This window comes from Streptomyces sp. NBC_01261 (genome assembly GCF_036226385.1).
Lineage (GTDB): Bacteria > Actinomycetota > Actinomycetes > Streptomycetales > Streptomycetaceae > Streptomyces.
Genome location: NZ_CP108463.1, coordinates 6,058,303 through 6,078,722, shown reverse-complemented (window position 1 = coordinate 6,078,722; position 20,420 = coordinate 6,058,303). Strand labels below are relative to the sequence as shown.

Annotated in this window: 14 protein-coding genes; 2 read left to right on the top strand and 12 right to left on the bottom strand. The window is 73.2% G+C overall.

Features of this window, described 5'->3' with window-relative positions; genetic code table 11:
• Window positions 1–99 precede the first annotated feature (99 nt).
• On the top strand, window positions 100–3,117 hold the full coding sequence (locus tag OG226_RS26920) for an AfsR/SARP family transcriptional regulator (RefSeq protein ID WP_328681942.1): 3,018 nt from the start codon (window positions 100–102) through the stop codon (window positions 3,115–3,117).
• Window positions 3,118–3,202: 85 nt separating this feature from the next.
• Here the strand turns inward: OG226_RS26920 and OG226_RS26915 are convergent, their stop codons facing one another.
• From OG226_RS26915 to OG226_RS26865, 11 genes are all read right to left on the bottom strand, one after another.
• Window positions 3,203–3,358 carry a hypothetical protein gene (locus OG226_RS26915; RefSeq protein WP_328681940.1) on the bottom strand — a complete coding sequence of 52 codons (156 nt, stop codon included), beginning with the start codon at window positions 3,356–3,358 and terminating at the stop codon, window positions 3,203–3,205.
• 40 nt (window positions 3,359–3,398) lie between these two features.
• Complete coding sequence (locus OG226_RS26910) at window positions 3,399–4,382, bottom strand: ATP-grasp domain-containing protein (protein ID WP_329350262.1); 984 nt, start codon at window positions 4,380–4,382, stop codon at window positions 3,399–3,401.
• Window positions 4,379–4,594 (bottom strand): tautomerase family protein, encoded by a 216-nt coding sequence (locus OG226_RS26905; RefSeq protein WP_328681935.1) that lies wholly within the window; start codon window positions 4,592–4,594, stop codon window positions 4,379–4,381. The genes OG226_RS26910 and OG226_RS26905 overlap by 4 nt, the downstream gene beginning before the upstream one ends.
• A 1-nt stretch (window position 4,595) precedes the next feature.
• Window positions 4,596–5,555: a cysteine synthase A gene (gene cysK / locus OG226_RS26900; protein ID WP_328681933.1), complete on the bottom strand. Its 960-nt coding sequence runs from the start codon at window positions 5,553–5,555 to the stop codon at window positions 4,596–4,598.
• A 27-nt stretch (window positions 5,556–5,582) separates the two neighbouring features.
• A complete protein-coding gene (locus tag OG226_RS26895; RefSeq protein ID WP_329350261.1) occupies window positions 5,583–6,848 on the bottom strand; it encodes a hypothetical protein in 1,266 nt (421 codons plus the stop codon).
• Window positions 6,849–7,589: a hypothetical protein gene (locus OG226_RS26890; RefSeq protein WP_329350260.1), complete on the bottom strand. Its 741-nt coding sequence runs from the start codon at window positions 7,587–7,589 to the stop codon at window positions 6,849–6,851. It lies immediately after the preceding gene.
• Window positions 7,586–10,081: an ATP-grasp domain-containing protein gene (locus OG226_RS26885; RefSeq protein ID WP_329350259.1), complete on the bottom strand. Its 2,496-nt coding sequence runs from the start codon at window positions 10,079–10,081 to the stop codon at window positions 7,586–7,588. Before OG226_RS26885 ends, OG226_RS26890 begins: the two co-directional genes overlap by 4 nt.
• 56 nt (window positions 10,082–10,137) lie before the next feature.
• A complete protein-coding gene (locus tag OG226_RS26880) occupies window positions 10,138–11,409 on the bottom strand; it encodes an MFS transporter (protein ID WP_328681926.1) in 1,272 nt (423 codons plus the stop codon).
• The gene (locus OG226_RS26875) at window positions 11,406–12,350 is read right to left on the bottom strand and encodes a PLP-dependent cysteine synthase family protein (protein WP_328681924.1); all 945 of its coding nucleotides are present in this window, start codon (window positions 12,348–12,350) and stop codon (window positions 11,406–11,408) included. The genes OG226_RS26880 and OG226_RS26875 overlap by 4 nt, the downstream gene beginning before the upstream one ends.
• Before the next feature lie 43 nt (window positions 12,351–12,393).
• Window positions 12,394–12,984: a serine O-acetyltransferase EpsC gene (gene epsC, locus OG226_RS26870; RefSeq protein ID WP_328686437.1), complete on the bottom strand. Its 591-nt coding sequence runs from the start codon at window positions 12,982–12,984 to the stop codon at window positions 12,394–12,396.
• A gap of 650 nt (window positions 12,985–13,634) precedes the next feature.
• Window positions 13,635–14,210: an NADPH-dependent FMN reductase gene (locus tag OG226_RS26865; protein WP_329350258.1), complete on the bottom strand. Its 576-nt coding sequence runs from the start codon at window positions 14,208–14,210 to the stop codon at window positions 13,635–13,637.
• A 162-nt stretch (window positions 14,211–14,372) separates the two neighbouring features.
• Between OG226_RS26865 and OG226_RS26860 the strand changes: the two genes are divergently transcribed.
• The gene (locus OG226_RS26860; protein WP_329350257.1) at window positions 14,373–18,212 is read left to right on the top strand and encodes a non-ribosomal peptide synthetase family protein; all 3,840 of its coding nucleotides are present in this window, start codon (window positions 14,373–14,375) and stop codon (window positions 18,210–18,212) included.
• A 74-nt stretch (window positions 18,213–18,286) separates the two neighbouring features.
• On the opposite strand, the gene OG226_RS26855 is transcribed toward OG226_RS26860, so the two are convergent.
• Window positions 18,287–20,365 carry an asparagine synthase-related protein gene (locus OG226_RS26855; protein WP_328681920.1) on the bottom strand — a complete coding sequence of 693 codons (2,079 nt, stop codon included), beginning with the start codon at window positions 20,363–20,365 and terminating at the stop codon, window positions 18,287–18,289.
• Window positions 20,366–20,420 lie beyond the last annotated feature (55 nt).

The window sequence follows — 20,420 nt, the reverse complement described above, 5'->3', positions numbered from 1 at the left end:
GTTAATGTCCGTATACAGCCAAAGCCTTCACATGGGCCTAGGCTGCGCAGCCGAAGCCCCTACCTGGGCTTCGGCACGTTTTTGGGGGCAGGGGACGCGTTGACCGGAGCAGCACCGCAGGCTGTGCACTTCAACATCCTGGGCGCGCTGGAGATCTGGGCCGACCAGCAGCGGCTGCGGCTCGGCGGGCCGATCCAGGAACGGGTCCTCGTCACCCTGCTGCTGGAGCCCGGACGGGTCGTGCCGGTGACGCGACTCGTCGAGGCCGCGTGGAACGAGGAGCCGCCCGCGACGGCCGTCCACCAGATCCGCAAGGCCGTCGCCGACCTCCGCCGCCGGATACCCGGCGGAGCCGGACTGCTGGTCACGGACGGGCCCGGCTATCGCGCCGCCGTCGCCGACGAGCAGCTCGACCTCAGCCGCTTCACCCGGCTCACCGGCGAGGCCCGCGAGCAGTTCGCCGCCGGCGCCGCCGCCCAGGCCGCCGACCTGCTGCGCCGGGCGCTCACGCTGTGGCGCGGCCCGGTCCTGGCGGGCTCCGGCGGGACCACCCTCGCCGCCGCGGCCACCGCCCTCGACGAGCGCCGGCTGGCCGCCGCCGAGCAGCTCTTCCAGCTCCGCCTCGACCAGGGCGAGAGCGGCGAACTCGTGTTCGAGCTACGCGAGTTGATCGTCGAACACCCGCTGCGCGAGACCCTGCGCGGCCAGCTGATGCTCGCCCTGTACCGCTCGGGCCGCGCCGCCGAGGCCCTGGAGGAGTACGGCCGGGTGCGCGACCTGCTCGTCGCGGAGCTCGGCATCGACCCGGGCCCCCGGCTGACCAAGCTGTACGAGGCGATCCTGCGCGACAGCGACGAACTGACCGGCCCCGAGCCGCAGTTGCCCGCCGCCGCAGGACCGCGGGCCCCCGTCACCGCCCCGTCGCTGTCCACGCTCCCCTACGACCTCTCGGACTTCACCGGCCGCGAGGAGGAGCTGCGCACCCTGCTGCGGCACGCCGCCGAGCCCTGTGACGGGACCCGGATCGTGGCCGTCGATGGCATGGGCGGCAGCGGCAAGACCTCCCTCGCGGTGCGCGCCGCCCACCAGCTCGCCGAGCAGTACCCGGACGGGCGGCTCTGCTTCGACCTGCGCGGCTACTCGCCCGGCGAGGAGCCCCAGCAGCCGACCGCCGTGCTCGGCGCGCTGCTGCGCACCCTCGGCGTCCCCGACCAGCGCGTCCCCGAGGACGAGGGCGGCCGGGCGGCGCTGTGGCGGGCCACCCTCGCGGGCCGGCGGGTGCTGCTCCTGCTGGACAACGCCAGTGACTCCACCCAGGTCCGGCCGCTGCTCCCGGCCTCGCCCGGCTGTCTGGTGCTGGTCACCAGCCGGGCGCGGCTGATGGACCTGGACGGCGCCGAGTGGATCTCGCTCGGGGTGATGCCGTCCGAGGAGAGCGTGACGCTGCTCGCGGAGACCCTCGGCGAGCGGCGCGCGGCGGCCGAGCCGGAGGCGGTCGCCGAACTGGCCGAGCTGTGCGGTCACCTGCCGCTGGCCCTGCGCATCGCGAGCGCCCGGCTGCGCAACCGCCAGCGCTGGACCGTGCAGTACCTGGTCGACCGGCTGTGCGACGAGACGCGGCGGCTGGGCGAGCTGAGTTCTGGCGAGCGCAGTGTCGCGGCGACGATCCAGCTGTCGTACCAGGCGATGGAGGAGGAACACCGCCGGGCCTTCCGGCTGCTCGGGCTGCATCCGGGGACGGAGGTCGACGTCCACTCGGGCGCCGCGCTGCTCGGCACCGACCGGCGGACCGCCGAGGACGTCCTGGAGCGGCTCCTCGACGTGCATCTGGTGCAGCAGCACACGCTCGGCCAGTACACGCTGCACGATCTGGTGCGCAGCTTCGCGCAGAGTCTGCGCACGGACGCCGCCCGGGCCACGGACCACGCCGCGCTGGAGCGGGTCCTCGACTACTACGTGGCGGCCTCCGAGCAGGCGTGCGCGGTGCTGTTCCCGCGCCGGGCCCGGCATGCCACGCCGGCGCCCGCGGACGTGGCCGTACTGCCGCCGCTGCACGGGGCGGAGCAGGCGCGCGGCTGGTTCGACCAGGAGCACTCGGCGCTGCTGTCCGCGGTGACGGTCGCCCATGAACAGGGCCTGGACGTGCAGACCGGCCAGCTCGCCCGCAACGCCATGTTCTATCTGAACCTGCGCGGCTCCTTCGACGAGTACGAGAACGTGGCCGTCCTCGCGGTGGCCTCCGCCCGCCGGCTCGGCGACCCCTCCGCGCTGCGCGCCGGCCTGTCCAACCTGACGTCCTCGCACTGGAAGCTCGGCAAGTTCCGCGACGGCCTCGCCTCGGCCGAGGAGGCGCTGCGGATCGCGCGGTCGGCCGGCGACCTGCACGGGCAGGCCGTCAGTCTCGACCAGTTGGGGCTGCTGCACAGCTGCCTCGGCCATCTGAAGGAGGGCCGGGACAGCCTGGTCCGCAGCATCGAGCTGCACGAGAACGCGCTGCGCAAGGAGATGGCCCTGTGCAACCTCAGTACCGTCTGCGCCTGGCTCGGCCGCTACGAGGAGGCGGCGGCAGCGGCCGAGCGGGCCGTCGAACTGCGCCGCGCGCACGGTGAGCCGGTCAGTCAGATCCCGGCCCTGAACGACCTGGCGATCGCCCTGCTCGGCCTCGGCGAGCCCGAGCGGGCCAGGGCGTGCCTCGGCGAGGCGATGTCCGCCGGTGACGAGTCCTCGTTCCCGGAGGACCTCGCGCTCACCCTCGCGCTCGCCGCCGACGCCGAGCAGCGTCTCGGCCGGCAGCGCGCCGCGTCGGCGTACGCGGAGCAGGCCCTGGACCTGGTGCGGGAGCGCGGTACGGCGCTGCGGTGCTGTGACGTCGAGAACATCGTCGGCCGGATGCACCGGCAGCGCGGCGCGCACGCGCAGGCGCTGGAGCTGCACCGGAGCGCCGCGCGGCGGGCCGGTGCCATCGAGTACCGGGTGGAACTGGCCCGCGCCCACGACGGGATGGCGCACGCCGCCGCCGCGCTCGGCGACGGCGCGTCGGCGCGCCTGCACCGGACACAGGCGGACGAGCTGTTCGCGTCGATGGACATGCCCGCCATGTCCGACGGGCTCGGCTGACCCTCAACTACCCACGGTGGGCCTACGGTTGTGCCCCGCACCCGGACGTACGGGCGCGGGGCACTGTCGTGCCGGAGGCGTGCGGTCAGCCGGTGACGAAGTCCGGGCCGCCGTTGTTCAGCGGGGCCGCGGCCACCCTGTCGGGGCCCCCGTTGTTCGCCGGAACCTCCGTGGCCGTCCCCCAGCCCAGTACCAGAACCGCCGCCACGATCCCTATGAGCCCGACCGTCTTCCTGCGCATCGCTCTTCCCCCCTGTGGTGGTGATGTCGTTCGACGTCCCTCATGGTGCAGCCGAGCGATCCCGAAGCGATACCGTGCGAGTACCACTGGTCACCGGCTGTTCCTGTGCGAGGGCCCGGAACAGCCACAGATCGGGATCGAACCCCCCGCCGACGCGCGGGACTTGCGGTTCGCGGCAGACGAAGGACGCCTCGGCGGCGACCACGCGGGCGCCCCGTTCGGTGAGCACCAGCCGGGTGTACGCGGGCCCGGAGCGGTAGTCGGCGAGGTCGAGCAACGCCCGTGCCGCCGCCCGTAGTTCGGACCGCACATGGGTGTCCAGCGGCGCCGGGTACAGCTCGGTGACGGGTCCGCCCGCGGGATGCCGGGCCGTGAGGGCGAGGACGTGGTGGGCGCCGTCGACCGTCAGGGTGTGCACCCCGAAGACGGGCCCGGCGAGATACTCCTCCACCAGGTAGGGTCCCGGCGCCGCGTCCGCCTCCCGGCGGGCGGTCCAGGCCGCCAGGTCTCCGGGGCAGCCGATCCGGGTGACGTGGTGCCCGCCCGTCGCGTCGGTCCGCTTGACGACCAGCGGCAGCCCCAACGCCCGTACCAGACCCGGGACTTTCGCCACCGAACAAGCTTCCCGGGCCCGCACCACCGAACGGCCGTCCTCGTTCAGCAGGCGGCGCATCGCGGTGCGGTCGCGGATCCGCCGCACGGACTGCGGGCTGGTCGTCGACGGTCCCGCCGCGTCGGCGGCGGCGAACGCGGCGGCCCTACGGCGCCGGTCGCCCAGGTGGAGCGCCTGGGCGATGCCGTGCCGGCGGGCGGTCCTGCCCAGCAGGGCGGCGAGGGTCGCCGGGTCGCCGGTGTCGGTCAACAGCAGGGCCTGCGAGAGCCGTTCGGTCTCGGCGAGGCAGTGCGGTGCGCACAGCGCCGGGTCCTGCACCGACCAGACCTGGAACCCGGCGGCCACGGCCCTGACCACGGAGGTGTGGCAGGGCTGGACGAGGAGCAGCCGCCGGTCGGCTCCGCACCTCATGTGCCGGCCGGCGACCGGTCCGGTCCGACGAGTTCGTCGGCGAGGGTGCCGCCGCTGCCCCAGTGGTCGTGCGCCACGTCCCGGACGAGGACGGTCACGGCCTCCTTGGGACAGCCCGCGATGCGTGAGGCGGTGGCCGTCAGTTCGGCCACGAGTTCGGCGCGGGCGGCCCGGTCGTTGCCCTGCCACCAGTCGACGGTGATCACCGGCATGTCACTGCTCCTTGCTGTCGGGGGTGTTGGGTGTGCTGTCGTCCTGCCACAGGCTCAGGTAGCGCTCGCCGGTGTCGGGCAGCACGGTGACGACGGTCCGGCCCGCGTACTCGGGCTTGGCGACGAGCCGGGTACAGGCGTGCACGGCCGCGCCGGACGAGACGCCGACGAACACGCCCTGGCCGCGCGCGAGTTCACGGGCCGTGCGCAGGGCGTCCGTGTCGGTCACGGTGACGACCTCGTCGATGAGCGAGACATCGGTGGTGGCGGCGACGAAGCCGCCGTTGAGGCCGGGGATGCGGTGCTGGCCGGCCGAACCGCGGGACAGCACAGGGGAGTTCTCCGGCTCCACCGCCACGACGTGCACCGCCGGGTTCCGCTCCTTGAGGTAGCGGGCGATGCCGGTCAGGGTGCCTCCGGTGCCGACCCCGCACACCAGGACGTCGACCCGGCCGCCGGTGTCCGCCCAGATCTCGGGGCCCGTCGTCTCGTAGTGCGCGCGGACGTTGTCCTCGTTCTCGTGCTGGCGGGTGAACCAGGAACCGGGCGTGGCCGCGTGGATCTCCTCGGCCCGGGCGATCGCGCCCTGGTAGCCGGTCTCGCGCGGGGTGCGGACGACCTCGGCGCCGAGCGCCCCCAGCAGGGCGACGCGCTCGGCGGTCGCGCTGTCGGGCAGCACGATCACACAGCGGTGGCCGCGGGCGGCGGCGAGGGCGGCCAGCGCGATGCCCGTGTTGCCCGAGGTGGCTTCCACGACCGTGCCGCCGGGGCGTAGTTCACCGCGTTCCTCCGCGGCCCGCAGCATGAACAGGGCGGCCCGGTCCTTGATGCTGGACAGCGGGTTCACGGACTCCAGCTTGGCCAACACCCTTACGTCGTCGGCGCATTCGTCAATACGCAACCTGATCAGGGGAGTTGAGCCGACCAGGTCGGCGATGCTGTCGGCGATGGGCTGGGGCACGGTGTCCTCAAGGGTGTCAGGAGTGGGTCAGGCGTCTTCGAGCACGAGGTGCTCCAGGAACCAGGTCTCGACCTGCCGCAACCGCTCCTCCACGGCCGCGCGGTCGGGGCCCGAGACCAGCACCGTGCACAGGAAGTCGGAGGAGGTCCGGGCCGCCGTCATGGTCTGTCCGGGCTCGACGAAGACCCGGAAGCGCTCGACCCAGGGGAACTCCGGCGGTACGGCGTCCGGTACGGCGCCCACCCGACCCGGGCGCTTCATCAGCACCAACTGGCCGGTCATGGTGCGCGGCAACGGCCGATCACCGTACGCCGGTCGCCCGACGGCCACCGGCAGGCCGGCCTCGGCGCGCAGCCAGCTCTCCGTGGGGTCCGCGCCGAACAGCAGCGTCACGATGTCGCGGATCGCGGCACCGCCCGTGCGGCAGGCGATCTCGCAGAGCACCAGCTCGTCGTCGGGCGTGTGGAAGACCTCCGCGTGGAAGGCGAAGTTCTCCGGTCCTGGCAGCGCCGCGAGCAGCCGCTCCGTGAACGCGAGCAGCCGGTGGGACAGCGGGTCGTCGACGTCGAGGGTGAGGTCGATGCGGGGACCGGTGTCGGTGGCGTACGTGGCGAGGGCGTACTGGTACTGCGAGGGCCAGGCCAGCGCGAGCCGGCCGCCGAGCACCAGGCCGTCGATGTGGCAGAGCGGGCCGGGGACGTACTCCTCGGCGATGAGGTTCGGCAGGTCGGGGCCGTAGAGGCCGAAGTCCTCGGCGAGGTAGGTGTCCAACTCCTCGCGGGTGCCCAGGATATGGAGGCCGACCGAGCCCGCGCTGTCGCGCGGCTTGAGGACCACGGGGAAGCCGTGCGCGTCGGCGAACGCCACGATGTCGGTCGCCGTCTCCATCTCCCGGTACGCGGCCACCCGCACCCCGGCCGCCACGGCCAGCTCCTTCATCAGGGACTTGGCCCTGAACGGCAGCACGGTTTGGGTGCGTTGGCCGGGCAGTCCGAGTATCTCCCTCAGTACGGCGGCCCGTTCGAGGTCCCGTTCGTGCGGAGCGACGACGTGGGTGACGCCGTGCTCGCGGGCGAGGTCCAGGGCGCGTTCCTCCAGACGGCCGCTCGTGTCGTAGCCGTGGACCGCCTCGGTGTGCGCGTATCCGGCGCTCGCCAGGGGGAGTTGCTCGCCCACCCGGTCGAGGTTCTCGCGCGAGGCGAGCAGCAGGACGTCACCGTCGTGGTCGGCGAACCAGGTGTCGTAGGGGACCGCTTGCAGCGATCCGACCTGGTGCAGGACGAGCACGCTCATTCAGACCGCCTCCACGCTTTCGAGCCGTCGTGCCTGTGCGCACACGAGCCGGCGTGCGTCGGTGGTGCGTCCCGTGTAGCGGACGGAGTCGACGCGCCAGGTGCCGAACTCGTCGCGTACGGCCGCGACTTCGAGCGGATGCCCCGCTACGGCGGGCAGCACCGCGAGGGCCGCGTCGGTGGCGGGGTTGCCCGGGCCGTGGTGCCCGGGTCCGCTCGTCGCGGGTTCCACGGTGAGCCCCGCGGTGGCGGCCGTGTCGCCCTCGGCGAGTCCGCCCCGGGCGAAGGCACGCAGCGCGGTCTCGTCCCCGAGGTCGGCGACGACCGCCCGCTCGGGGCCGCGCCTCCGCCGTACCCGTAGGGGATATCCCCAGGCGTGGGCGGCCCGGTACAGGTCGGGGATCGTGGCGGCGGGCGCCCGCCGTACGACGGGCACACCGGCGGCGCCGAGCAGTTCGGCCGCGCGGATCGCGTCGGCGCCGACCACCGCCTCGTCCCGGGTCTGCCCGGCGAGACCCAGGTGATCGCGGAGCGAACCGGCGCGGATCTGGTCGTCGGGGTGCAGGGCGACCAGGGCGGTGATGTGCGTGTTCGACGCGAGACTCAGGACGGCGAGTTCGGCGGTGGCGGAGGCGGAGTCGGCGGCGGTGCTGGAGGAGTCCACCACGATCGCGTCCCCGCCCAGCCACTCCCCGTAGGGCGGATCCCCCAGGGACCGCCGGTGCAGTACGACGACCGTCATGCCCGGTCCTCCCCTTCCATGCGGACCGTCAGCCCGGTCGCGACCAGTTCCTCGCAGAGCAGGACCGCCTTGTCGGTGGTCGGGGCGGTGACGGCGAGCAGGCCGAGGCGGTCCCAGTTGTCGCGGGTGGCGCGGAGTACGGAGCCCTTGCGGGCGGCGATGTCGACGGCGAGGACGTCGGGGTGGGCGCGGAGTTCCTCGACGCCGGTGACCTCGGCGACCGTGCCGGGGCGGCCGAGCAGGCCGCGTACGCAGCCGGCGGCGCGGGCCTCGGGGCGGGCGGGCAGCGGGTCGGCCAGGCCGAAGGGCCAGGCGAGGGTGTACCGGACGAGGTCGATGTCGTAGGCCGCCCGGACGAGGGTCTGGATGCGGCCGCCGCCGTTGCGGTTGTGGCCCTCGATGACGAGGGGTCCGCGCGGGGAGAGCCTCAACTCGGTATGCGCGGGGCCGTCCTTGAGGCCGACCGCGTCGAGGAACGCTGCCACGGCCTCCTCGATGCGCCGTTCCTGGTCCGCGCTCAGCCTGGCCGGCATCGCGTGGCCCAGTTCCGCGAAGTGGGTCTCGTCGACGAGCTTCTCGGTGATCGCGACGACGACGTGCCGGCCGGCGAAACTGAGGGACTCGATGCTGAACTCGGGGCCCGGGATGTACTCCTCCATGAGGTAGCCGCCGACCTGGTAGAGCGTGGTGCCCCGGTCGACCCCGCCCGTGCGCAGCGCCTCGATGTGCTGCCACACCGTGTCGACGTCCTCGGGTCCGGACACCTTGAAGATGCCGAATCCGGCGGTCAGGTCGACCGGCTTCACCACGAACGGGTAGCCGTGCGCCGGCCCGAACGCGGCGAGGCTCTCCCGGTCGGTCAGCGGGCCGGCGCCGATCGCGAACTCCGGTGCCACGTGCGCGAGATGGCGGCGCATCGCGAGCTTGTCCCGCAGGAGCCGGGCCGTCTCGTAGCTCGTTCCGCCGAGGCCGAACAGGTCGTTGATCCGGCCCGCGATCTCCAGTCCCGGCTCGGTCAGAGAGAGTGCCGCGGCGAAGTTCCACACCTGGTGGGCGGCCCGGGCCAGCGGTTCCACCACGGCCCAGTCCGTGAAGTCGGCGACGAAGGTGACGTCGGCGAGCCGCGCCTGCTCCGGGTCGAACTTGTCCTTGTGCTGGATCAGGATCACGTTCAGGCCGAGGGACTTGGCGAGGCGGAGTGGTTCGGTGAGATGCCCGAGGAGGAGCAGGGTGCGTTCCGGGACCATCGGCTGCGCGGGCTGTGTCCGTACGGCGTTCAGGAGCGCCGACGTGTACGTCACCCGCAGCAACTCCTTGGCCGTACTCGCCCGTTCCTCCGTCTCCTGTGCGTCGGTTCCCTCGACCACGACGAACCCGTGGCGGCTTCCGGAGTGCACGGTGACGGGGAGTTCGTCACCGGGGCCATAGGGGAGGCGCATGTCGTGGACGTACGCCAACTCACCTATGGTGTCCTCGCCTTCGAGCTTCTCGATGCGGCCCGGCTCCAGTTGGAAGAAGGAGATCGCGGCCGAGCGGTCGGCGGCTCCCGGTGCGAAGGGGCGGCCCGCGAGCGCCTCGAAGATCGCCGCCTCGATGTCGAAGCCGGTGGCGACGCGGATCAGGTGCGGGATGCGGTCGCCGCCGAGCCGGGCCTGCGACTCGACGATGCGCGGTCCGTCGGCGGTCAGGATGATCTCGGTGTGGGCGGGGCCGAAGCGGTGTCCGGCCGCGTCGAGCAGTGCCGTCACCAACTCGCCCATCTCCCCTGCCGCTTCGGCGGGCAGCGGGGCGGGGAAGAGCTGGCCGGTCTCCACGAACAGCGGGCCGTCCGTGACCTGCTTGGCGGTGATGCCGACGATCTGGTGGACGCCGGCCGCGCTGAGCGTCTCGACGCTGAACTCGGGGCCGTCGAGGAACTCCTCCACGACCACGGGACCGTCGTAGGCGAAGGTCCGCAACTCCCGTTGCCAGGAGTGGAGTTCGTCGGGGGTGCGGACCAGGCGGACGCCCGCGCTGCCCTGGAGGCGGGTCGGCTTGACGATCGCCGGGTAGCCGAAGTCCCCCAGCAGTGCGGGGACTTCGGCGGGGGTCTCGGTCACCGCGCTGCGCATCGGGGAGAGGCCGTGCTCGGCGAGGAGGGCGCGCATCGCCGCCTTGTCGTTGAGGCGGCGGACCGCCGCGGGCGGGTTGAGGGCCAGGCCCAGGGCGTCGGCCTCCAGCGCGGCCGGGAGCATCGTGGACTCCTTGCCGAGATGCAGCACGTGCGCCACGTCGTGGGCGAGGGCCGTCTCGCGGATCAGGGTGCGCAGGGCCGGCTCGTCGGTGAAGTCGGCGTGGACCAACTCACGCGAGTGGCGCGCCACTTCACGGAGATAGTCCGCCGACTGGAGCGTCGGGTCCCAGATCGAGACGACCTCGAAGCCGGCGGCCACGGCCTTCTCCACCAGCTGGCGGTACGGCTGGACCATGAGGATCCGGTTGTTCTCGGTCACTGCTGGGCCCTTTCAGGAAGATGCGCAGGAGGTGTGCGGGACACGGCGGTCACTGCTCAGCCGGCGGTCGGCACCGGCTGGGCGACCGCGGCCGTGCGGGCGTCCTGGGCGCGGAACAGCGACTGGTACAGGGCCATCGCGGCGAGGCCGAAGACGGCGTAGACGACGGCCATCCCCCAGGGCGGGACGAGGGCGCTGACGGTCACGCAGAGCGAGCCGACGAGGAGGCCGAGGCGGACCTGGAGGCCGTACGCGGCCATGTACTTGGTGCGGGAGGCGTCCGGCACCGAGTTGGCCAACAGGGTCTGTTTCACCGGGGCGTTCATCAGCTCGCCCGCCGTGACCACGAAGGTCGCCACGATCAGGGTCCAGGCGTCGCCGCTGACCGCCCACACCATGTAGCCCGCGGTGAACACGACGATCCCGCCCATCAGCCGGCGCCGTTCACCGACCTTGCCGAGCAGCTTGCCGACCCACAGCGCGCAGCACACGACCAGCAGGGTGTTGACGGCCCGCATGATGCCGAGCATGTTGACGCCGTTCACGCGCACGTGCCACGAGCCGAGGTCGATGAGGTCCTGGGTGGTGAAGTGGTCGCCGAGCCGTACCGCGATCGACGACGAGATCTGCACCTCGATGGAGCGGATCAGCAGGGCGGCGACGATGAGCCGCAGGAAGACGCGGTCGCGGACGACGAAGAGGTAGCCGGTGAGCGCGGACTTGACCCCGCGCGGGTTCTCGACGCCGTCCTCGGGTGCCGTCTCCTTGATGCCGAGGAAGGTGGTGGTGAAGACCGCGCCGAGGCATACGCCCGCCGCCGCGAGGAGTTGGAAGAAGTAGCCGCCGTAGAAGAAGCCGCCGACCAGCGAGCCCAGCATGAACGCCATGTTCGTGGACCAGTAGTTGATCGTGTAGATGGCGGTGCGGGACTCGACGGTGGTGACGTCGACGAGCATCGCGTCGTTCGCGGGCAGTGCGGTGCCGGCCGAGCAGGCGGCGAACAGGTACAGGACGTACATGACGATGCCGTTGTCGCCGCCCGCCGGGGAGGCCACGAACGCGAGGCCCAAGTACGCGAGGCAGGCGCCGAGTTCGCCGCCGAGCAGGACCGGGCGGCGGCCGTAGGTGTCCGAGAGGTGGCCGCCGACGAGGTTGCAGGTGATGGCCGCGAGCGCGACGACCAGCGTCATGAGGCCGGCGGTCGCGGCGCCGTAGAGCTTCGCGAAGTGGATGACCATCAGCGGGACGAGCATGATGTCGAAGAACCGCTGGACGAAGGCGACGGCTATGCGCAGCCGAAGGTTGGGGTGCAGCTCCTTGAGGTTCACCGGTCGGCCTCGGCGTCCGTGGGCTCCTCGGGCCACCAACTGAGGTACCGCTCACCGGTGTCGGGGAAGACGGTCACCACGGTGGCGTCCAACAGGTCGTGGCGGCGGGCCAGTTCGGCGCAGCCGTGGGCGGCGGCGCCCGAGGAGATGCCGACGAGGAGTCCGGTGCGGGCCGCGATCGCGCGGGTGGTGGCCGCCGCGTCCTCGTCGGAGACCGCGATCACCTCGTCGATCAGGTCGACGTCGGTGACCGGGCTGATGAAGCCGCCGTTGAGACCGGGGATGCGGTGCGGTCCGGGCGCGCCGCCCGACAGGAGCGCCGAGCCGGTGGGTTCTACGGCTACGACCCTCAGCTCCGGGTTGCGTTCGCGCAGGTAGCGGGCGGTGCCGGTGAGGGTGCCGCCGGTGCCCACCGTGCAGACCAGATGGGTGACTTGGCCCTCGGTGGCCTGCCAGATCTCCGGGCCCGTGGTCGTGTAGTGGGCCCGTACGTTGTCGGGGTTGGTGTGCTGGCTCGCGTACCAGGAGTCGGGGAGGTCGGCCGCCAGCTTCTCGGCGCGCTCCACACAGCCCGCGAATCCGAGGGTGTGGTCGGTGAACTCGACCTCGGCGCCCAGCATGCGCAGGGTCAGGACGCGCTCCTGGGTGGCGTTGTCGGGCAGCACGATCAGGCACCGGTAGCCGCGCGCGACCGCCAACGCGGCCAGCGCGATACCGGTGTTGCCGGACGTCGACTCCACCACGGTGTCGCCGGGCCGGAGTTCGCCGCGTTCCTCGGCGGCCCGGAGCATGAACAGGGCGGCCCGGTCCTTGATGCTGGACAGCGGGTTGGCGCACTCCAGCTTGGCGAGCACCCGGGCGTCCGTGCCCTCAAGGGGCAGACGCAGGAGGGGAGTTGAGCCGACCAGGTCGGCGATGCTGTCGACTACGGCCAGAGACATGGGCGGTCCTCGGTGGGAAGCGGACGGGGAGCGGTGCGGGCGGTCACCAGGACCCCGCCGAGGCGGTCACCGCGAACAGGTCCTCCATCAGGCGGGGTTGGTGCCCCTTGGCCCGGATGACGGCGGTCGGCGCGAGGACCCTGGCGTATGCGGGCACGTCCTTGTTGACCAGCGCCTGGGCGCCGATGACGGCGTGGTCGGCGATGGTGACAGGGCCCAGCACGGTGGCGTTGGTGCCGAGCACGACACCGTTGCCGACGCGCGGGTGCCGGCGTTCGCCCTCCGGCCGCTTCACATCGCTCCACCAGCCGACCGCGCCGAGCGTCACCTGGTGGTAGATCGTCACGTCGTCCCCGACCTGCGCGGTCTCCCCGATCACCACGGCCGCGCCGTGATCGATGAACACCCGCCGGCCCAGCTCGGCGCCGGGGTGGATCTCCACACCGGTGGCGCGCCGGGCGCCGTAGGCCAGCAGCCGGGCGGTCATGCGGTACCCGCGGCGGTGCAGGCGGTGGGCGACCCGATGGGTCCACAGGGCGGGCAGCGCGGGATGCAGCAGCGCCTCGCGGCGACTTCGGATGGACGGGTCGCGCTCGACGACCACGCGGAGGTCTTCGCCCAGGGAGCGGAGCAGGCCGTACGCCGGTCGGAGGTGGGCGGGGTCCTGCGGGCCGCCCACCGGACGCGGAAGATCGGCCTCCTGCGGGCCGCCCACCGGACGCGGAAGGCCGGGCTCGTGCGAGCCGCCCACCGGACGCGGAAGGCCGGGCTCGTGCGAGCCGCCCACCGGACGCGGGAGATCGGCCTCGTGCGGGCCGTCCGCCGGACGCAGGGCCGCGGGGCCGCGCAGGCCGTCCACCGGACGGAGGTGGGCGGGGTCCTGCGGGCCGCCCACCGGACGCGGGAGATCGGCCTCGTGCGGGCCGTCCGCCGGGCGCGGAAGGCCGGGCTCGTGCGGGCCGTCCGTCGGGCGCGGGGCCGCGGAGCCGCACAGGCCGTCCACCGGTCGGAGGTGGGCGGGGTCCTGCGAGCCGCCCACCGGACGCGGGAGATCGCCCTCGTGCGAGCCGCCCACCGGACGCGGGGCCGCGGAGCCGCACAGGCCGTCCACCGGTCGGAGGTGGGCGGGGTCCTGCGAGCTGTCCGCCGGACGCGGGAGATCGGCCTCGTGCGGGCCGTCCGTCGGGCGCGGGGCAGTGGGGCCGCGCAGGCCGTTCGCCGAAGCCGGGACGGGCGATCCGTGCAACCCCTCCGCCGACGGCGCGACGCCACGTCCGTGGTTCCTCATGCGCTCGCTCCCGCCGGCTCGCGCAGCGCCGCCAGGGTCGCGTCGATCAGGCCACTCAGGGCCGCGACGGTCTCCGGATCGGTGAAATCTCCCTCGGTGGTGCGGAGTTGGGCCGCGCGGCCGACGGAGACCGGCTCGTGGTCCACCACGTGTGCGCCGCAGCGGGTCAGTACCCGGGCGAGTGCGGTCTGCGCGTCGACGGCGCCTCGCGCGCCCGGGGACGCGCTGGTGAGCGCGACGGTGCCGCCGGTCAGGGCGCTGGCGCCGTTGGGGCGGGAGAGCCAGTCGAGGGCGTTCTTGAGGACGCCCGGCATCTCGCCGTTGTAGGCGGGGGTGCTGATGAACAACGCGTCGGCCTCGCCCACGAGTTGCTTGGCGCCGCGTACGGCGGGCGGGTCGTCCGTCTGCTCGACGTCCCAGTCGAAGTGCGGGAGCAGGCCCACGGACAGCGACTCGATCTCGTACGTGTCCCCGTCCGACCGCTCGGTCAGCAGGCGGCGCACGGTGGCGAGGACGGACGCGTTGAGCGAGTCCCGGCGGACGCTCCCGGAGATGAGCACGATCTTGGTCACGGCGGCTTGCCCCTCAGTTCTCGGCTGTGACCGAGCCTGACTCCCACCGGTCCCGAACCCGTCCCGCTCCGGTCCCGCGCCCGGCGGTACCGGCACGGGAAGCCTTCGGTAGCCCCCGACCGCACCCTGATCAACGGCTGATCAACAGGGGGAACCACGCCAATGAAGACCGCGAGTGCACTGACGTCCGGCATACCGCTCACGGGCAGCAACCTGCCCGACCTGCTGTCGCACCAGGCCGCCCTGCGCCCCGACGCGACAGCGGTCGACCACCGCGACACACGGCTCTCCTACGGCGAACTCCACCGCCGTAGCCGCGACTTGGGCGAGCGACTCGCCCGTCTCGGTATCGGCCCCGACACCCGTGTGGGCCTGTTCACCGAACCGTCCCTGGACCTGATGGTCGGCGCCTGGGGCATCCTCGCCGCCGGCGCCGCCTATCTGCCGCTGTCCCCGGACTACCCGGAGGACCGGCTGCGCTACATGCTGGAGGACTCCGGGACCTCGGTCGTCGTCACCCAGCCCCATCTGCGCGACCGGGTCACCGCCCTGGCGCCGCGCGGTACGACGGTCCTCACCCCGCAGGACGCGCCGCCCGAGGGCGAGTTGGCCCCGGCCGCGTCCGCGTCGGCCCCGGACCATCTGGCCTACGTCATCTACACCTCGGGCAGTACGGGTCGCCCCAAGGGCGTGATGATCGAGAACCGGGCCGTCGTCAATCAGCTCCGCTGGCTGGCCGACTGCGGTCATCTCGGGCCGCAGGTCACGGTGTTGCAGAAGACGCCGATGAGCTTCGACGCCGCCCAGTGGGAGATCCTCGCCCCCGCCGTCGGCGCCCGGGTGGTGATGGGTGCCCCCGGCATCCACCGCGACCCCGAGGCCGTCCTCGCGGCGGTACGGGCGGGCGGGGTCACCACCCTCCAGTGCGTGCCGACGCTGCTCCAGGCCCTCCTGGACACCGAGGAGTTCGCGTCCTGCACCTCGCTGGAGCGGGTCTTCTCCGGCGGCGAGGCGCTCACCCACCGGCTCGCCCGCGACGTCCTCGCCGAGCTGCCCGGGGTCTCCCTGATCAACCTGTACGGCCCGACCGAGACCACCATCAACGCCACCGCCCACCAGGTGGACCCCGACGACCTGGGCGGCGGCGCGAGCGCGACCGTCCCGATCGGCGTCCCCGTCGACGGCCTGAGCGCCTACGTCCTCGACGAGAACCGCGCGCCCGTCGACATCGGCGAGAGCGGTGAACTGCACCTGGGCGGGATCCAGTTGGCCCGCGGCTATCTCGGCCGCCCGGAGCAGACCGCCGAACGCTTCGTGGACTCGCCGTTCGCCGCGGGCGAGCGCCTGTACCGCACCGGCGACGTGTGCCTGTGGAACCCGGACGGCACGCTGCAGTTCGTCGGCCGTACCGACAACCAGGTCAAACTCCGCGGCTACCGCGTCGAGTTGGAGGAGGTCGCGGCCCGCATCGAGGAGCACACCTGGGTGCGTCGCGCGGCCACGCTCGTCACCGACGACGCCCGCACCGGCCACCAGGCGCTCGTCGCCTGCGTCGAGCTGAACCCCCGCACCGCCGCCGTCATGGACCAGGGCGCGCACGGCGCCCACCACCAGTCCAAGGCGTCGAAGCTCCAGGTCAAGGCGCAGTTGTCCAACCCGGGCCTGCGCGAGCCGGCCGAGCTGGCGGGCCGCCCGGTCATCGCCCTCCCGGGCCGCGAGGCGACCCCCGAACAGCGCCGCACGGCCTTCGCCCGCAAGACCTACCGCTTCTACGAGGGCGGCCCGGTCACCCACGCCGACCTCCTCGACCTGCTCGCCCCGCGCCGGGCACCCCGGCACCCCCGCCCGCCTGCTGACCTCTCGATGGACCAACTCGGGTCGGTTCTGCGCTGGTTGGGCCCCTTCCGCAGCGAGGAGCGACTGCTCCCCAAGTACTCCTACGCCTCTCCCGGCGCCCTGTACGCCACCCAGCTGCACGTCGAGTCCGGCGGGGCGGCGGGCCTCGCGCCCGGCGTGTACTACCACCACCCCGCCGACCACACCCTGGTCCGGGTGGGCGACCCGAGCGGCCACTGCCCGGACGGCGGGCTCGTCCTGCACTTCCTCGGCAAGCGGCGCGCGATCGAACCCGTCTACAGGACCAACATCCAGGAGGTCCTGGAATTCGAGACCGGCCACATGCTCGGGGTCCTGGAGGAGGTGCTCCCCGAACACGGCCTGACGGTGCGGCCGTTGGGCCACTTCCCCGCCGTCAGGGACACGCTCGACGTCGCCGACGAGGACCACTACCTCGGCACGTTCGCGATCACGCCGGACGACGGTGAGCCGCGCCGTGACTCCACCGAGCTGTTCGTGCAGGCCCACCCCGGCCGGGTCGAGGGCCTGCCCGGCGGCCAGTACCGCTACCGCGAGGGCCGACTGGAGCCGCTGGGCGAGGAGTTGATCGAACCCCGGCACGTCATCGCCATCAACCAGGGCGTCTACGACCGCGCGAGCTTCGGCATCAGCGCGGTCGCCCGGCCCGCCGAACCCTGGCTGGAGTACATCGAGTTGGGCACCCGGCTGCACCACCTCCAGCGCACCCCGGGCTTCGGCTTCATGTCCTCGGGCTACTCCTCGAAGACCGGCCACCCGCTGCCGGCCGCCCGCCGCCTGGACGACATCCTCGGCGCAGCCGGCATCGCGGGCGGGGCCTCGTACTTCTTCCTCGGCGGCCGGGTCAGCGCCGAGCAGGTCGCGAGCGAGGGCATGCGCGAGGACGCCGTGCACACCAAGGGCCCCGCCGAGATGATCCGCGACGAACTCGCCCGCTCGCTCCCGGACTTCATGCTCCCGAGCCGCGTCCTCGTCCTGGACGCGCTCCCCCTGACGGCCAACGGAAAGATCGACACCAAGGCCCTCGCGACCTCCCCCGAGGTCACCGCGGCCCGCACGACGGGTCCGTACGTCGCACCGGCGACCCCCACCGAGCGCCGCCTGGCGGTCACTTGGGGAACGGCACTCAAGTACCCCGACCCGGCCGACGTCTCCACCGAGGACAACTTCTTCGCCGGCGGCGGCAATTCGCTGATCGCCGTCGCCCTCGTGAACCGGATCAACAGGGAGTACGGCACGAAGCTCCCCCTCCAGGCCCTCTTCGAGGCACCCACCCTGCGCGAACTGGCCGCCCGCGTCGACGAGGCCCCGACCACCCCCGTGTCCCGGCTGATCCCGCTGGCCCGCGAGGGCGGCTTCACCCCGGTCTTCTGCTGGCCCGGGCTGGGCGGCTACCCGATGAACCTGCGTCTCCTCGGCGGCCAGGTCGCCCTGGACCGGCCCTTCTTCGGCGTCCAGGCACACGGCATCAACGCGGGCGAGACCCCGTACGCCACCATCCGCGAGATGGCGAGCGCCGACCTCCGCGAACTCCGGCGCGTCCAGCCGAGCGGGCCGTACACCCTGTGGGGCTACTCCTTCGGCGCCCGGGTCGCCTTCGAGGCCGCCTGGCAGTTGGAGCGGGCGGGCGAGAAGGTCGAACGCCTGCTGCTGATCTGCCCCGGCAACCCGGAGATCCGTCGGGCGGACGGCCAGACCTGGGGCCGCGACGCGTCGTACACGAACCCCGCGTACGTGACGATCCTCTTCTCCGTCTTCGCGGGCACCATCGAGGGCCCGGCCCTGGACGCGTGCCTCGCCGCGACGCGGGACGAGGAGAGTTTCGTGTCGTCCATCGGCGAGTTGCTCCCGGCGCTCGACACGGAGACGATCCGCCGCATCACCCGCATCGTCGCGACGACGTACGAATTCGACTACACGTTCCGGGAGTTGGCGGAGCGGAGGGTGGAGGCCCCGATCACCGTCTTCAAGGCGCGGGGTGACGACTACTCGTTCCTGGAGAACGCGTCCGGGTACTCCGCGAAGCCGCCGGTCGTGGTCGAGCTGGAGGGGGACCACTACGGGGTGCTGAAGGAGCGGGGCGTGGCGGAACTGGTGGCCGCCGTACGGGAGGCGATGGGGAGTTGAGGCCCGCGGGGGCTTGTCGAGGGGCGGGCCGTTCCGACGCGGACGTCACGCCCACCCGCTCAAGTTCCCGCCACTCACGCCCCCGAAGCCAACGCCCCCCGCTGCGGCCGGATCCCCTCCGGTACCGCACGCGCGCGTGCCGGTGTGCCCGTCCAGCACGTGCCCCGGCGGGCCAGCAGCCGTCCCAGCCACAGTTCCAGCGAGACCAGGTCGGCGAGGCCGTCCAGGGGCAGTGGCTCGCCCTGGGCCGCCGCGCGCAGCGCCTTGCGGACGACGCGCGCCTCCACCAGGCCCGCCTGCGCGAGCAACGGCGTGGCGAACAGGTCCATCAGGGAGTCCGCGGCGACCCGTAGACCCTTACGGGCCGCGGCTGCCGTCGAGGCGTGGGAAGGGGCACCCCAGCCGGGCGGGAGGTCGCCCACGCCTGCGCCCTCCAGGACCGTGCGCAGGATGGCCGCGCGGGCGCCCGGCTGGACCCGTAGCGCCTCGGGGAGGGAACGGCAGGCGCGGACCACCTGGTTGTCGAGGAAGGGGGCGTGCAGGCGCTGGGAGCGGATCTCGGCGGCCTGCTCCAGGACGCGGAGGTCGTTGGCGTGGCGGGCGAGGGCGGCACGCGCGCGGAAGTCGCCGGGGCGCTGGCCCGGGCCGCTGCCCTGGCGGCTGGGCGCGCTCTGCAGGCGAACCGATACTTCAGCCAGGGCCTCGCCGGTCAGCCAGCGCGCGGCGGGCCCCGGTCTGGCCCAGGTGAGCGCGGCGAGGGAGGCCCCGACGGCGCCCCCCGGCTCGTCGAAACGCTGGTTCATCAACCGGTCGGCGAGCACTTCGAGTCCCGCGCCGTAGGGCGTACGGGCGAGACGGCGGGCCGCGCCGTAGACGCGCCCCGGGACCATGACCGAACCGTCCGCCTTCGCCAACGCGGCCACCGGGCGCACCAGATGGCGCCGTTTGCGGTCCATCAGGAGGTCCGCGAGGCGGGCCGGGTGGGCGTCCAGGACCTGGCGGGCGCCGTAGCCGGTGAAGTGGTCGGCGCTGCCCGCGGCGAGCCGCGCGCGGTGGCGGGCGGCGACGATCAGGGAGGGGCCGGGTTCGTCGGTGAGGGGACCGTCGAGTTCGGCGTACGGCAGGACGTCCTCGGCGCCGGTGACCACCACGTGGTGCAGGCGCGGGTTGGCCGCGAGGGTGCCCGCGCGCTCCACCTCGGACTCGCGCCCGGGGACGGCCAGATCGTTGAACGTGACGGCGAGGAGCCGCTCGCCCGCGCCGGTGCCGTGCCCCAGCACCGTGCCAGGCGCCCCCGGCAGCCCGGCGGCGAGCAGGGCCAGCGTCCCGGAGGCGGGCCCTCCGGAGAGGTCGGCCCCGATCCCGGGGACGGGCATCCCGCGCGCGGCACGGCGTTCGGCGGGTCCCATACCGGGGACGGGCCCCGGGTCTATGTCGGGAACGTGCCGGGGCGCGGAGAGACGCGCGCGCACGGCCTCGACGAGCGCGTCCCGTACGGCGTCCACCGCGCTGTCCGGGTCCACGGCCGCCGCGGCGACCGCGAGGGAGGCGACCGGCTCGTACCCGGCGATCTCGCGCGCCCCGGCGCGCAACACCAGCGCATGCCCCGGCGGAATGCGCCGTACGCCCTCGTACGGAGTCGAGTCGTGCAGCGCGGCGGGGACGTCCGGGGCGGCGAGCAGCGCGGCGAGGTGGCCGAAGTCGAGGTTGGCCTCGATGAGGTCGGCGAGCGGGAGCGCGGCCGTGGAGTACGCCGTACCGCCGGCCCAGGGGGTGTAGAACACCGGCTTGGCGCCCGCGAGATCACCGCAGACCATGGTCCGGCGGTTGACCTTGACGACCGCCGTGTAACTGCCCGACCAGGCCGTCAGATGCCGAAGTGCCCCTCCGCGCGCGGAGAACAGGCTGAGGCGCAGCTCCTCGTCGGAGGCACCGCACGTACCGAGGACGGCGATGCGGGTCTCGGCGTCGACCTTCACGACCCGCACCTCGTCGGGCCGCCAGTCGCCGACCGCCCACAGCGGATCCGGGTCGCCCCACAGGAGTTGGGACCCGACCGGGTGCACCGTCTCACCGTCGAGGCCGGTCGCCCCCGCGGAACCGATCGCGGCGGCTCCAGCGGCGGTACTGCTCCATCCCACCAACCACCGCATCGACGCCTCCACAGGCTGTGGACAACCAGTGCACCGCACGAACTGGGCACCATGC